This is a genomic window from Frigoribacterium sp. CFBP 8759 (assembly GCF_014841655.1).
In the GTDB taxonomy this organism is placed as follows: domain Bacteria; phylum Actinomycetota; class Actinomycetes; order Actinomycetales; family Microbacteriaceae; genus Frigoribacterium.
This window is the reverse complement of the sequence record NZ_JACYUH010000001.1, coordinates 1,000,471-1,014,594: the sequence shown is the minus strand read 5'-3', so window position 1 is coordinate 1,014,594 and position 14,124 is coordinate 1,000,471. Positions and strand designations below refer to the sequence as shown.

Here is a 14,124-nt window from a genome sequence, read left to right as displayed (position 1 = left end):
CCGACGGCACCGGCCCGCGACACGCCCGGGCGTGGCCGTCCTCGAGGACACCACCCGCGCCTCCTCGGCCCGCTCGCCGGGGTCGGTGCCACCCGCCCTGCGGCGTGCCCCCCGGACGGGTGAGACGGGTGAGCCTCGGGCCGGGACGGGTGTCACCTCCCCGCTGTCCATGCGGCCTGTGACCCCTTCGAGGGGGCGTACCCCCCGAACGGGTGTCGCGAATCGGCGGGAACGACCCTGTACTGTTTCGACACGTCCCCGGAACGGTCCCCCGAAAGGCCCACACCGGAGGCGAGCCCGTCGATCGAGTGGCCCGAACCGCTCGCAGTCGACGGACCCGAAACGGGAGCCCCTGGCTCCCACCCGACCGCCGCCCACCCCGGCGCGTCACCTCGAGTCGCCGCCGTCGCCGACGCCCCTCCGGACGTCCGACGGCGGTCACCCACCGCCGCCGGCGTCCGGTCGTCTCTCAGACCCGAACCCGGAGAGAACACGCATGTCCCGAACCATGCGCGTCCGCGACAGCGACGCCGAAAACCGACCCGACACCGGTGCACCCGACACCGGCCCCGCCCTCGACGTGGCTCCTCGCTCGCGCAGCGAACTGAGGCGCCTGGCACACCACGACGAGGAGCGGGGATCGCGGGCACGCCCCACGACGCGCATCACGAGCGACCACCACGCGTCGGTCGTCTCGCGCACCGAGGGGCGTGCCCACTCACCCTTCATGGTGCTGCTCGTGCTCGCCTGCACCATGGGCATCCTGCTCTACGGGCAGTTCCTGCTGAACCCCGCCAACCGCGGTGACCTGCTGCCCTACGTCGCGGTGATCATCGCCGAGGCCGTCCTGGTGCTGCAGGCCCTCCTGGCCATGTGGACGATCCTCTCGGGCGGTCAGAACCCCCGGGACTTCGACTTCCACTCGACGCAGGACACGCTCTACGACGAGGACGCGATCGACCGGCTCGGCGTCCGCGACCAGCCGCACCTGTGGCCGATCGTCGTCGACGGGAAGACCGTCGTCGTCGACGTCTTCGTCACGGTCTACGGCGAAGAACTGTCGAAGATCGCGATGACGGTCCAGGCCGCCGTCGCGATGCAGGGCGCGCACCGCACCTGGGTGCTGGACGACGGTCGGAGCGACGAGGTCAAGGACCTCACCGCGAGGCTCGGCGCCCGGTACATCCGCCGGCTGACCAGCCACGGCGCCAAGGCGGGCAACGTCAACTACGCCCTGTCGGTGGCCAAGGGCGACTACTTCGCCATCTTCGACGCGGACTTCGTGCCCAAGCCGATGTTCCTGCACGAGACCGTGCCGTTCTTCATCGACGAGAAGGTCGCCTTCGTCCAGACCCCGCAGTCGTACGGCAACCTCGTGAGCATCGTCAGCCGCGGCGCCGGCTACATGCAGGCCGTCTTCTACCGGTACATCCAGCCCGGCCGCAACCGGTTCAACGCCGCGTTCTGCGTCGGCACCAACGTCATCTTCCGCCGTGCGGCGATCGACGAGGTCGGTGGCATCGACACCGACTCGAAGTCCGAGGACGTCTGGACGAGCCTGTTCCTGCACGAGGCCGGGTGGCGCTCGATCTACATCCCGATGACGCTCGCGATCGGCGACGCCCCCGAGACCATCGAGGCGTACAGCAAGCAGCAGCTGCGCTGGGCGACCGGCGGGTTCGAGATCCTCTTCCGGCACAACCCGCTGAGCCCCCGCCGCACCCTGACGATGGACCAGCGCTTCCAGTACACGCTGACGGCGACCCACTACCTGACGGGCATCGCCCCGCTGCTGCTGATCATGGTGCCGCCGATGGAGATCTTCTTCGACCTGCGCCCGATGAACCTGCACATCTCGGTGCTGCAGTGGCTGCTCTTCTACTCGGGCTTCTACCTGCTGCAGATCGCGCTCGCCTTCTTCACGCTCGGGTCGTTCCGCTGGGAGGTGCTGATGCTCGCGTCGGTGTCGTTCCCGATCTACGTCAAGGCGTTGTGGAACGTGCTGAGCGGCAAGGACACGGCCTGGCACGTGACCGGCGGAGGCAAGGCGTCGAGTCCGTTCAACGTGCTCGTGCCCCAGGTGCTGTTCTGGCTCTTCCTGTCGCTGACCTCGCTCGTCGCGATCTGGCGGGACTGGGACAACCGGGTGCTCACGCTCGCCACGGTCTGGAACCTGATCAACACCGCCGTGCTCTCGGCCTTCCTGCTCGCGGCCCTGCGTGAGGCCGGAGCCATCAAGCGTGCCGCCCGCTCGGGGTCGAGCGCTCGCACGACCGTCGCCGGTCCGATCACGACCGGGCCCGTGGCTACCCAGACCCTCCGCACCCAGGTCGCCCGGCCCCTGCCCCGGAGCCACGACGAGTTCCTCGAGCTGTCGTCCGAGCAGCGACTCGAGCAGCGCCGACGCGACGACGAGCGGCGTCACCTGCTCGAGGCCCGACTGGCCGTGGCCGACGACCAGCACGCCCACGAGGCGCAGCACGGCGACGAGGCGTCGCACACACAGCACGCGGGACCGGTGTCCGGACCCGACCGACACGACACGAACGACCGAGAGAAGGTGGTCTCATGACCTGGGGCAACAGGATCAAGATGACCGTCGGCATCCTGGTGGTGCTCGCCCTCGTGGCCGTCTTCACCGTCATCTTCACGCAGCGGCAGGCCCAGGTCATCAGCACCAGTGCCGCCATCGCGAGCCAGGACTTCTCCGTCGGCACCGACTACAGCGGCACGGTCACCTCGACCGACGCCGAGGTCGGCGACCGGGTGAAGAAGGGCGACGTGCTCTTCTCGCTGCAGAGCCCCTCGCTGCAGAAGGACCTCGCGGACGACGTCGTCGTCCCCGACACGGACGCCTACACGGTGGACGACGACGGCACCATCACCTTCATGGCCACCGTCGACGGCACGCTGTCGCAGCTCGACGTCCGCGAGGGCGGGTTCCTCGGCTCGGGAACGTCCGTCGCGACCATCGAGAAGGCCGGCACGCTCTTCGTGGACGCCGACTTCACGCTCACGCCTCGCGACTACGAGCGCATCCAGGACGGCGCGACCGTCGACGTGATGCTGCCCAACCAGCAGGTCGTCGAGGGCAGCGTCGACCTGGTCAGCGTGCAGACCAAGGACGGCGCGGCCGCGGCCACCGTCCGCGTGGTCAGCGACCAGCTGAGCGAAGGGGCCTACAACGGCCTCGTCGCGAGCGGCACGCCGGTCGAGGCGACCATGCACCTCCGCGACGACGGCATCCTCGCCGGGCCCGTGGACACCATGCAGGACTTCCTGCGCCAGATCGGGGTCTGACGATCCCCGGCGCACGGAGAAAGACGACGGGTCGGTCCGGCCGACGGGATCGTTCGGGATCACCGATCGGTTCCGGGCCGGCCCGTCACCCCCGGGAGGCGCGGGTCGAGATCCGACCCGCCCCGCGCCTCCCGACCCTCCGCCGGGTCCTCGCCGGCGTCGCCCTCGGCACGGCCGGCGTGCTCGTGCTGGCCGGCTGCACCGGCGGCTCGGACACGGACGGCGACACCACGGGCCGCCCCGACGCCGGAGGCGACGTGTTCCCCTCCTCGCAGGTCGACCCCCTGGTCGCCGCCCTGCCCCACGAGTCGGTCGGCACCGTCCCGACCATGCGCCTCGCCGACGGCCTCGTCCCGCCCACCAACACCTGGTTCTCGGGGCTGGTCTTCGGTGACGAGCCGACGCCCGTGTTCCCGTTCCCGATCTCGTTCCAGCTGACACAGGCCGGCTTCGCCGCGGGACTCCCGGTGCCGGTGGCCTCCGAGAAGGCGATCGTGTCGCCCGCCCTGCCCGACGTCACCCTCGACGTCCAGGCCTCGGCGACCGAGATCAGTGCCTACGACGACGTCTCGGTGACGATCGCCCACCTCGACGGCGACGCGGTGCTCGGTCACACGACCGTCGCCGAGGGCTCGCCGGTCGTCTCGTACACCGCCGCGACCGCGCAGACCGACACCCTCGGGACTGCCGTCACGACCGTCGGCGACGGTCGCGGCACGTTCACCGTCGGCAGCACGACGTGGGGCGTCGCCGTGACAGACGGCAGCCTCGACGGCACGGCGGTCCGGCTCGACGAGGGCGGCTCGGTCGTCCTCGTGCCGCTGACCGACGGGGCCACCGACGAGCAGGTGCGGACGGTGCTCGACGCGGCCGCCTCGCCGCTGACGTCGGTGACCACCGGGCACCGCGCCTCCGGGTCCGGGTCGTCGGCGGTGTCGACCACCGAGCTCGGCTACGAGACGGCGGCCGGGGGAGACACCCTGCTCGTCCCGGCCCCGCACATGGGCGACGCGGCGACGGGTGGCGGCACCGGGCTGGGCTACGACACGATCTACGGCACCGTCCCGTTGTCGATCGGCTCGACGCTGGCGTTCGACGCACCGGTCACCACGGCCTCGACCGGGCTCGACCTCTCGGGGCTGAGCGACGACCAGAGGACGCAGCTCGAGGACCAGGTCGAGGTCGACGTCGCCCGCACGGCGGAGACGCCGGTCGACACCTACTACGGCGGCAAGGCGCTCTACCGGTCGGCGATGCTCCTGCAGCTCGCCCGGCAGCTCGGGGACGACGCGTCGGCCGAGACCCTCCGCACGTCGGTCGTCGACCGACTCGACCGGTGGACCGACCCCTCGGGCTGCGAGACGCGCGAGCAGGAGTGCTTCGTCTACGACCCCGCCGTGAAGGGCGTCGTCGGCAAGGCGGCGTCGTTCGGCTCGGACGAGTTCAACGACCACTACTTCCACTACGGCTACTTCCTCTACGCCGCCGGCGTCGTCGCGGCCGACGACCCCGAACTGGCCGAGCGCTGGCGTCCGGTCATGGACCTGCTCGCCGCCGACATCGCCTCGGGCGCCGACAACGGGTCGTTCCCCGACCGGCGCGCCTTCGACCCCTACTGGTCGCACAGCTGGGCCTCGGGCTACTCGCCGTTCGCCGACGGGAACAACCAGGAGTCGTCGTCCGAGGCGGTCAACGCCTACGCGGGCCTGTCGCTCTGGGCCGCGGCCACGGGTGACGACGCGCTCGGCGACGAGGCGTCGTGGATGCTCAGCGGCGAGGCCTCGTCGGCGCTGGCCTACTGGCTCGCCCCCGACCTGACCGGCCCGACGTCCGCCGGCTACGGACACGCGATCGTGTCGCTGACCTGGGGTGGCAAGCGCGACTACGGCACCTGGTTCTCGGCCGAGCCGTCGGCGATCGCGGGCATCCAGTTGATCCCGCTGAGCCCGACCTCGGTGTCGTACCTGACGTCGTCGGCGGGCGGAGGCGCCCGGCAGATCGCGCGCGTGGTCGACGAGGCGAGCGCCTCGGGCTTCGACCGGCCGCTCGGCGACTACGTGCTGATGTACTCGGCCCTCGAGGGGCCCGACCAGGCCGCGGCGGCCCTGACGGCACTCGCCGACCTGCCCGAGACGGGCATCGACGACGGCAACTCGCGGGCCTACGCGATGGCCTACGTGATGACCGCCGGGGCGCGGTAGGGCCGAGCGCAGGAGGCGCGGGTCGGCGAGGGCGGGCCCGGCTCAGCCGACGAGGCGCACCGGGTCGACGAGGCGCTGCACGCTGCCGTCGGGGTGGTTCGCGACGAGGGTGCCGCCCCAGAAGCCGAGCTGGTCGCGCTCGGTGTCGAGCTGCCAGAGGCGGCGTCCGTCGGACAGGTCGAAGGCGGTGACCGTCGAGGTGCGACCGCTCGAGGCGGTCGTGGCGTAGCCGGTCGTGCGGCCGACGAGCGCGATCTGGGACTCGCCCGGCACCACCGCCCGGGCCACCTCGTGGCCCGACGCCGCGTCGAGCAGGCGGACGGTGCGCTGGGCCGCCTCGTCCGACGTGAGGTCGCCGGACACCGCCGCCGCGCCTCCTGGTTCGAGGGTCTGGGCGAAGACGATCGACCCCCGGTCGCCGGCCGGGTCGGTGGTCACCCGCGCGAGCCCGTGGCGGCGGTCGCGGGGCGGGGTCGTCCAGAGCTCGGCGCCCGTGCGGCGGTCGACGCAGACGACCCCCGGCGTGGTCGAGAAGACGAGGCAGTCGCCGGTCGCCTGCACCCCGCGGTCCTGGCGGAAGCCGTGCCGCCAGAGTTCGCGCCCGTCGAGCGAGAGCGCCACCACCGTGCCGTCCGTGTCGTCGGTCGAGGTGGGGATCGCCGGGTCGAGGCCCACCACGACGAGGTCGCCGTCGACGACGAGGGTCGTGGCGGTCGGCAGGTCGGGCCCCCAGTCGTGCGTCTCGCCGGTGCGTCCGTCGACCGCGGTGATGGTCCCGCCGTCGAGGACGAGCAGGCCTTCGGGGGTCAGGGCCTCGTCCTGGCTGCCGGTGGTCTCGCCCGTCCACACGGGGGTGTCGAGGTCGTCGGCGGCGTAGAGCGAGAACTCGCCCGTGCCGGGCTCCGCGTCGTAGTAGACGCGCGAGTCCTGGTACGAGAACTGCGGGTCGCTCGAGACGAGGGCCCAGGAGGCGGTGGCGTCGGTCAGGCGCGCGCGCCCGTTCGGCGAGGTGGTCACGTCGGTCAGTTCGCCGGTCCCGAGGTCGAGGCGGGCGTACGACGAGGCGAACCCGTCCCCGCCGAAGCCCAACGTCGAGACGAGGGCGGTGTCGGTGGCGCCGTCGGCTGGCCAGACCTGGACGAAGCCGCTGCCGGCGTCGAGCTCGGTGCCGAGGTCGACCCACCAGCGGACGGTGCCGTCGACGGGGTCGACCCGTGCGAGCCGGCTGACGGCCTGCGCGGTGCTGCCGAAGCCGCCGTCGAAGCGGCAGTCGGCGCCGACGTCCGTGGCGGCGCTCGTGCCTCTGCCGTCGTCGCCCGCGGCACCGCCGGCGCTGACGAGGACGTCGCCGTCGAGCCGGTCGGGGCCCACCGCGGGCTCCGCCTGCCAGAGCAGGCACCGACCCTGGTCCGCCGGCACGCCGACGTCGGCGGGCGTCAGCGTCCACGACCCGGGGACGGGCTCGTGCCGCAGGTCGTCGCCGACGACGCCGTCGAGCGCGGCGGCCGACGAGTACCGCGGTGCCTCGACCAGGCCGGCGGTGGTCACGAGCGCCGCGGCGGCGACCACCGCGGCGGCCACGAGGGCGAGACGGCGGGGGCGGGAGGCGCGGTGCCAGACGGCGGCCCCGCGGCGGCGGGCGCGCGCGAACGGCTGGTCGCTCGGTCGGGCGTCGTCCGTCACCCGGCCATGGTACGAGGCGGGCGCGCGGGCGGGCCGTGAGCGGTCCCGAGGTCGCGACCCGCGCCTCCTGGGCTCCCGGGGTCGGCCGTTAGGCTGGTGCGGGCCGTCCGGTCCCGCCCGCCGGTGCACGAGCGGCTCCGCCCGTTCGCCCTCTCGTCGCCCGTCCGTCCGTCTCTCGCCCGCCCCGCCCGCCGCTCACCCGCCTCCCGAAGGAGCCGTGCCATCGAAGCCGTCGTCATCTCGATCCTCGCCCTGGCGATCGTCGTGCTCGTGGTCATCCAGGTGATCTACCGTCGCCGCGTGTTGCAGCGCCGCGAGGCCTCCGGTCAGCGGGTCGTCGGCCGCGGCACCTACGTCGTGTTCGGCGTCATGGCGGCGTTCTTCCTCTTCGCGGTGTTCGTGTTCCCGCTGCTGGTGCGGGGGTAGCCCGTGTCGAACCGGGTCGTGTGGCACCGGGTCGTGTGGCACCGCACCGCGTCTCGTGCATCCCACCGTGTCTAGTCACGGTGCCGTGCACGAACTGCGGTGTGCTGTGCCGGCCGACGTCGAGGCGTGCCTGGCCGTCTGGGTCGCGGCGTGTGCTGCACGCGACGGGCAGGCGTTCGAGGGGGTCGCCGAACGGGCCCGACCGAAGTTCGACGCGGGCGTCGTCTGGCTGGTCGCGGACGCGCCCGTCGTGGACGGGCCCGACGGGGACGGGCCTCGTGGCGTCGACGGGTTCGTGCTCGCGACGCGGCCCGGCAGCGGTTTGCCGGGCGACCCCGAGGACGCCCCCGTCATCGGCCTGCTGGCGACCGGGCCCGGTGCCCAGGCGCGCGGGCTGGGGCGTGCCCTCTTGAGGGAGGCGACCCGCCGGCTCGGCGCGCTCGGCCACCGACGCGTCGTCTTGCACGCGCTCCTCGACAACGTGACGGCCGTCGGACTGTACGAGAGCGAGGGATGGGTGGCCGCGGGCGACCCGTTCGAGCACTCGCTGCTGAAGCGGCCCACGCAGCGGTTCGACCGGCTGCTCTGAGCCGAGCTCGTCGGCGCCGCAGCCGTGTCGTCAGCGGTCGGCCACCGCCGTCGGATCGGCCAGGCGTCGGACGACGCCGTCCTGGGTCACGACGACCAGGTGCTGCCCCCAGAACTCGTACGTCAGCACGTCGTCACGCGACGTCCGCCAGAGCTCGCGGCCGCTCGACCGGTCGAGGGCGACGATCGCCAGACGCCCGTCGACCCCGAAGGTCTGCTGGTAGACGGTCGTGCGGCCCTGGGCGAGGGGTGCCGAGTACCCCGGCAGGGTCGCCTCGAAGACCACGCGCCCGTCGTGGGCGTCGAACGTCGTCACGGTCGAGGTCTCGTCGCCGAAGTCGCTGGACGGTGAGACGGTGACCTGCACGTCGTCGAAGGCGGAGCTCGGCGAGGGGTTCCACCCCGACTGCACCGTCTGTCCGCGGGCGACCGGGACCGTGGTCGACCACACGGTCTCGCCGGTCGAGGGCGACAGGCAGGTGACCGCGCTCCGACCCACGGGTCCGTCCGCGTCGGCGGTGTCGCCCGCGTCGTCGGTGTCGCCCGAGTCGTCGGAGCCCCTCGGCCCGGCGACCACCGGGTCGCCGCTCACGACGGGGGCCGTGACCGTGACGCACCGGTCCGACACGATCAACGAGGCGTCGCCCGACAGGTCGGCGGACCAGTCCACGGTGCCCGGCCGGTCCTGCGAGAAGGCGACGAGCTGCTGCCCGGAGGGGGCGGCGAGCGTCACGACGACGTGGTCGCCGGCCGCCTCCGGCCAGCCGTAGGTGTCGTCGTCGATCGGCAGGCGGTGCACGTCACCGGTGGCGGCGTCGATCACCCGTGATCCGTCGCCGGCCGTCGTCAGCACGTAGAACTCGTCGTCGACGAGCCTCACGGTGGCCTGCGACGGTTCGTCGGCCCGCCACGACACGGCGTCGGGGGCGTCGAGGGCACGGAGCTCGTACCCCGTCACGTCGCCCTCGTCGGTGGTCGGCCCCGAGCCGTCGGGCCCGAACCTCGTCCGGGGCTGGTGCGAGACGAGGACGGTCGTCGACGAGACCTCCTCGATGCGCGTCACCTGGTCGGGATCGGACGACTCGACCGCCGCCGACCAGTCGGTGACCTCGCCCGTCCGCAGGTCCAGCCGGGCCAGGGTCGAACCCGCGTCGACCTCGACGACCAGGGTGGCGGTGCGTCCGTCGGCGTCCGGCGTCACCCGGACCGACCGCACCGCCCGCCCCAGGGCCGTGGCCACGTTCGCGCTCCACACCACGTCGCCGGTGTCGCCGTCGACCCGGGCCAGGCGTCCTCCGGCACCCCCGCAGCGGTCGGACTGCTCGGCCGACTGGGCGGTGACGAGCGCGTCGTCGCCGACCATCCCGGCGAACGCGTAGTAGGCGCACCCCGAGGGCATGCCCGGCGTGGCCGCACCAGCCAGGTCGGTCCGCCAGACGGTCGCCGTGGGCTCGGACCGCAGGTCGTCGACGAGCATCGCGGGGCGCACCGGCTCGTCGTACCGCGGTTGCATCGCGAGGCCCGCGCCGGCGACGAGCGCGGTCACCACGGCGACGGCGCCGACCGTCAGCCCGAGGCGGCGAGCCCGGGAGGCGCGGCTCCACCCCCGGCGCAGCGCACGACCCGTCCGGCGTCCGACCGCCTGCAGCGCGGGTCGCCCCGCGCGCCGTCCTGCTCCGGTGGCCTCCACCCCGTCGTACCCGTCGCGAGCATCGACGTCGGCTGCGTGCTCGTCGGGGTGACCGGTCGCGGAGGCGGGCGTCGCCGGGGAGCCGGCCCGCGCCTCCCGGGCTGCCGCCGGGCGCTCGGGACGCGTCGGCTGCCACGGTCGTCCGTCCACGATGCCCCCCTCGCCCGCCATGCTACGAGACGCGGCCGGTCCGCCGGTATGCTGGCGCGTCGTCCCCCGAGACGGGGCGACCCCATCGCCCGCACCACCCAGGAGGCAGCATGAGCACCGTCCCCAAGGCCCGGGGTCTCAGCACCCTGTGGCGCACGAAGTCGGTCGAGTCGTCGCTCGCCGACTCGACGGGACCCGAGAACGGGCTGAAGCGCTCGCTCGGCGTCACCGACCTGACCCTCATGGGCATCGCCGTCGCGGTCGGGGCCGGCATCTTCTCGGTGGGCGCCAACGCCGCCGCGAACTTCGCGGGCCCGGGCGTGACGCTGTCGTTCATCCTCGCGGCCGTCACCTGCGGCCTGGCGATCATGTGCTACGCCGAGTTCGCCTCGACCATCCCCGTCGCGGGCAGCGCGTACACCTTCACCTACGCCACCCTCGGCGAGTTCCTGGCCTGGATCATCGGGTGGGACCTCATCCTCGAGACCCTCACCGGGGCGGCCGTGCTGGCCAAGTACTGGGGCATCTACCTCAGCACCGTGTTCTCCGGCTTCGGTCTCGACGTGCCCGACACCCTGTCGATCGGGCCGCTCGAGCTGAGCTGGGCGCCGTTCGTCATCGTCGCGTTCTTCACCGTGCTGCTCGTCCTGGGCACGCAGCTCAGCTCGCGCGTGGGCAGCGTCTTCACCGTGATCAAGGTCGCGATCGTGCTGTTCGTCATCGTCGTCGGCTTCTTCTTCGTCAAGTCGTCGAACTACACGCCCTTCGTCCCGGCGTCGCAGCCCCGCCCGGCCGGCGAGGGAGACGTCTGGACGCAGTCCCTCTTCTCGTTCGTCTCGGGTGCCGAGCCCGCGCAGTACGGCGTCTTCGGCCTGCTCGCCGGCGCCTCGCTCGTCTTCTTCGCCTTCATCGGGTTCGACGTCGTCGCGACCAGCGCCGAAGAGGTCAAGAACCCGCAGAAGACCATGCCCCGCGGCATCTTCCTGGGCCTGGCCATCGTCACCGTGCTCTACGTCATGGTGTCCATCGTGCTCACCGGCATGGTGTCGTACCGCGACCTCGCCGCCGTCGAGGCCCCGACCCTGGCCACGGCCTTCGACCTGGTCGGCGTCGGCTGGGCCGCCCAGGTCATCGCCATCGGAGCCCTCATCGGCCTGACGACGGTCATCATGGTGCTGCTGCTCGGCCTCGCCCGCATCGTCTTCTCGATGGCACGCGACGGCCTGCTGCCCCGCTGGCTCGCGAAGACCTCGGCCGTCCGCAAGACGCCCGTGCGCGTCCAGGTCATCGCCGGTGTGCTCGTCGCCCTGATCGCCGGGTTCACCGACGTCGGCGTCCTGGAGGAGATGATCAACATCGGCACGCTGTCGGCCTTCGTGCTGGTCAGCATCGGCGTCATCGTGCTGCGGCGCACCCGGCCCGACCTGCCGCGGGCGTTCCGGGTGCCGCTGTCGCCCGTGCTGCCGATCCTGTCGGCGGTGCTCTGCGTCTGGCTGATGTTCAACCTGACCACGCTCACCTGGGCACGGTTCGCCGTCTGGCTCGTGATCGGCGTCGTCGTGTACTTCGCCTACGGGCGTCGGCACTCGCGGGTCGGTCTCGGCGAGGACGCCGCCGCCCCGGCACCCGCCGTCGACGCTGGTGGCCGTCCGAACTGAGCGGCACCGCCGACCGACGGAGGACCCCGTCCCGGACGATGCATCCCGATCCTTCGGGGGCCGTCGTCGGGGACGGGGTCCTTGCGCTGTGCCTTGGGGACTGGCCGGCGGGGCGTGACCGGCGGGGCCGGGCCGGGCGCGCCTCCTCGGCCTCAGGAGGCGCGGTGCGGCGCAAGAGGCGCGGTGCCGGTCAGGAGGCGCGGTGCGACGCAGGAGGCGCGGTGCCGGTCAGGAGGCCGGGGGCGTGTCGAGCGCGTCGACGGCGGCGACGACCTCGTCGACCTCGGTGCGGGTCGTGTAGTCGACGTGGACGTCGGCGAAGACGACCTTGCCGTCGCGGTCGACGACGAGGACGGTCGGGAACGGAACGTCGGCGGTCGCGTCGGCGTTGCTGTCGGCGACGTCGAATCCGAGGTCGGAGTGCACCGCACGGGCGGCCGCGACCGGCTCGGTCTGGATGCCCAGGGCCCGGACGAACACGTTGCCCGGGTCGGACAGCACCGGGAACTCGAGGCCGCCGTTCGCGACGGACCGTTCGCTGCCCTCGGGCGTCTGGGGGCTGATCGCGACCAGGGCGACGCCGCGCTCCCGCAGTTCGGGCAGCAGGTCGGCCTGGTAGGTCTTGAGCGTCAGGTTGCAGTACGGGCACCAGGCGCCGCGGTAGAAGACCAGGACGGCCGGGCCCTCACCGACGGTCTCCGACAGCGAGACCTCGTCGCCGGCGGTCGTGACGAGCGTCGCGTCCACGATCGTGTCGCCCACCCGGACGGCGGCCGCGGGGACCCCCGAGTCGCGCAGTCCCGACTGCTCGTCGTCGAAGACCCTCGTGGCGTCCGCGCCGATCTCGGCGTTGAAGCCCTCGTTGAACTCGGTCACCTTGTCGGCGATGCGGGTGGGGATGGGGGAGTCGGCGTTCGACATGGGGTCCTCTCGACCGTGACGGGGTGCACCGGGTTCGGGCCGGTCACCTCGATCGAGGGTAGGCGGATGCGCGCCCGGGGGACCGCACGGGGCGGGGTGGTGTTCGCAATCGTCCGGCCGCGGCCCGGCTCGGGACCGGCCGCGCGCTCGTCCTCGGCGGCCGCACGGCGCCCCGCACGGGCGTGTTGGCTGGTGCGGTGCAGACCTTCCTCCCCTACGCCGACTTCCGTGCCAGCGCCGAGGTGCTCGACGACAAGCGGCTCGGCAAGCAGCGGGTCGAGACGCTCCAGGTCATGCGGGCGCTCGTCGTGCCCGGCTACGGCTGGCAGAGCCATCCGGTCACCGCGATGTGGCGGGGGTACCGGCCGGCGCTGATGGCCTACCAGGTCGAGACCTGCGCGGCGTGGGTCGCTCGGGGCTTCGCCGACACCTGCCTGGACAAGACGCTGGCCACCCTCGACGAGGTCCCCGCCGACGCGGCGGCGTTCCGCGCGGACGAGTTCGAGCTGCCTCCGTGGTTCGGTCGGGAGGACGTCCACCGCTCGCACCGGTCGAAGCTGCTGGCGAAGGCACCCGAGGCCTACGCCGCGGAGTTCGGCGACGAACCCGCCGACCTGGACTACGTCTGGCCCGTGCCGACCTCGGGCGACGCGTCGCGGTGACCGCGCGGGGTGACCGGGCGGGGTGACCCGCGGGGTCAGGCCGCGCGGGGTGACCGGGCGGGGTGACCGGGCGGGGTCAGGCGGCGCGCGCCTCCAGCAGGTCGAGGGCGGCGACGATCTCGTCGACCTCGGTCCGCGTCGTGTAGTCGGTGTGGACGTCGGCGAAGACGACGACCCCGTCGTGGTCGATGACGAGCACGGTGGGGAAGGGGATGTCGCCCGTCGCGTCCGCGTTGCTGTCGGCGACGTCGAACCCGAGCTGGGTGTGGACGGTGCGGGCGTCGGCACTCGGTTCGGTGCGGATGCCGAGCGCGCCGCTCAGCACGTTGCCCGGGTCGGACAGCACGGGGAACTCCAGGCTGCCGTTCGTCACCGACGCCTCGGAGCCCTCGGGGGTCTGCGGGCTGATCGCGACGAGCGCGACGCCGCGCTCCCGCAGGTGCGGCAGCAGTTCGGTCTGGTAGGTCTTGAGCGTCAGGTTGCAGTACGGGCACCAGGCGCCGCGGTAGAAGACGAGCACGGCGGGCCCCTCGCCGACGGTCTCGGCGAGCGAGACCTCGGTGCCCTGCGGCGTCAACAGCGTCGCCTCGACGACGGTGTCGCCGGGTCGCACGGCGTCGTCGGGCACGCCGGCCTCGCGCAGGGTGCTCTGCTCGTCGTCGAAGACCTTCGAGAAGTCGGGGCCGATCTGCGCGGTGAACCCCTCGTTGAACTCGGTCACCTGCTCGGCGATGGTGGTGGGGGTGCTGGCGGTGCTGCGGGTGTCGGTGGGGTTGCTGTTCGACATGGTCGTCCTCTCGCGCTGACGGGCTCGCCGGGTACGGCCGTCGGGTGTCGCTGATCGT

General features: G+C 72.8%; 11 protein-coding genes. 7 read left to right on the top strand and 4 right to left on the bottom strand.

Translation table 11 applies throughout. The features are described 5' to 3' along the window. Positions 1–496 precede the first annotated feature (496 nt). The 3 genes from IFT79_RS04730 to IFT79_RS04720 all read left to right on the top strand — a co-directional run bounded on the left by IFT79_RS04730 (position 497) and on the right by IFT79_RS04720 (position 5,501). Positions 497–2,572 carry a glycosyltransferase family 2 protein gene (locus IFT79_RS04730; RefSeq protein ID WP_235452281.1) on the top strand — a complete coding sequence of 692 codons (2,076 nt, stop codon included), beginning with the start codon at positions 497–499 and terminating at the stop codon, positions 2,570–2,572. Beyond that, positions 2,569–3,300, top strand: a complete 732-nt coding sequence (locus tag IFT79_RS04725; protein ID WP_056043811.1) for an efflux RND transporter periplasmic adaptor subunit — start codon at positions 2,569–2,571, stop codon at positions 3,298–3,300. The genes IFT79_RS04730 and IFT79_RS04725 overlap by 4 nt, the downstream gene beginning before the upstream one ends. Before the next feature lie 179 nt (positions 3,301–3,479). Continuing rightward, on the top strand, positions 3,480–5,501 hold the full coding sequence (locus IFT79_RS04720; RefSeq protein ID WP_192123015.1) for a glycosyl hydrolase: 2,022 nt from the start codon (positions 3,480–3,482) through the stop codon (positions 5,499–5,501). A 42-nt stretch (positions 5,502–5,543) separates the two neighbouring features. On the opposite strand, the gene IFT79_RS16845 is transcribed toward IFT79_RS04720, so the two are convergent. Beyond that, positions 5,544–7,184, bottom strand: a complete 1,641-nt coding sequence (locus IFT79_RS16845; RefSeq protein ID WP_192123014.1) for an outer membrane protein assembly factor BamB family protein — start codon at positions 7,182–7,184, stop codon at positions 5,544–5,546. A gap of 123 nt (positions 7,185–7,307) precedes the next feature. Here IFT79_RS16845 and IFT79_RS04710 point away from each other — a divergent pair, with 123 nt between their 5' ends. Together IFT79_RS04710 and IFT79_RS16840 are read left to right on the top strand one after the other, a co-directional pair. After that, the gene (locus IFT79_RS04710; RefSeq protein WP_207116408.1) at positions 7,308–7,610 is read left to right on the top strand and encodes a hypothetical protein; all 303 of its coding nucleotides are present in this window, start codon (positions 7,308–7,310) and stop codon (positions 7,608–7,610) included. A gap of 67 nt (positions 7,611–7,677) precedes the next feature. Next, on the top strand, positions 7,678–8,199 hold the full coding sequence (locus tag IFT79_RS16840) for a GNAT family N-acetyltransferase (RefSeq protein WP_207116407.1): 522 nt from the start codon (positions 7,678–7,680) through the stop codon (positions 8,197–8,199). A gap of 30 nt (positions 8,200–8,229) precedes the next feature. Here the strand turns inward: IFT79_RS16840 and IFT79_RS04700 are convergent, their stop codons facing one another. Further along, entirely contained in the window at positions 8,230–10,038 is a 1,809-nt protein-coding gene (locus IFT79_RS04700) for an outer membrane protein assembly factor BamB family protein (protein WP_192123011.1), read from the bottom strand. A gap of 110 nt (positions 10,039–10,148) precedes the next feature. On the opposite strand from IFT79_RS04700, the gene IFT79_RS04695 reads away from it, so the two are divergent. Continuing rightward, positions 10,149–11,696 carry an APC family permease gene (locus IFT79_RS04695; protein ID WP_056043796.1) on the top strand — a complete coding sequence of 516 codons (1,548 nt, stop codon included), beginning with the start codon at positions 10,149–10,151 and terminating at the stop codon, positions 11,694–11,696. A 228-nt stretch (positions 11,697–11,924) separates the two neighbouring features. On the opposite strand, the gene IFT79_RS04690 is transcribed toward IFT79_RS04695, so the two are convergent. Further along, positions 11,925–12,617: a peroxiredoxin-like family protein gene (locus IFT79_RS04690; protein ID WP_123571349.1), complete on the bottom strand. Its 693-nt coding sequence runs from the start codon at positions 12,615–12,617 to the stop codon at positions 11,925–11,927. A gap of 197 nt (positions 12,618–12,814) precedes the next feature. On the opposite strand from IFT79_RS04690, the gene IFT79_RS04685 reads away from it, so the two are divergent. Beyond that, positions 12,815–13,279 (top strand): MSMEG_6728 family protein, encoded by a 465-nt coding sequence (locus IFT79_RS04685; protein ID WP_192123010.1) that lies wholly within the window; start codon positions 12,815–12,817, stop codon positions 13,277–13,279. Positions 13,280–13,355: 76 nt separating this feature from the next. Here IFT79_RS04685 and IFT79_RS04680 read toward each other — a convergent pair whose 3' ends face one another. After that, on the bottom strand, positions 13,356–14,066 hold the full coding sequence (locus IFT79_RS04680) for a peroxiredoxin-like family protein (protein ID WP_192123009.1): 711 nt from the start codon (positions 14,064–14,066) through the stop codon (positions 13,356–13,358). Between the last annotated feature and the right edge of the window lie 58 nt (positions 14,067–14,124).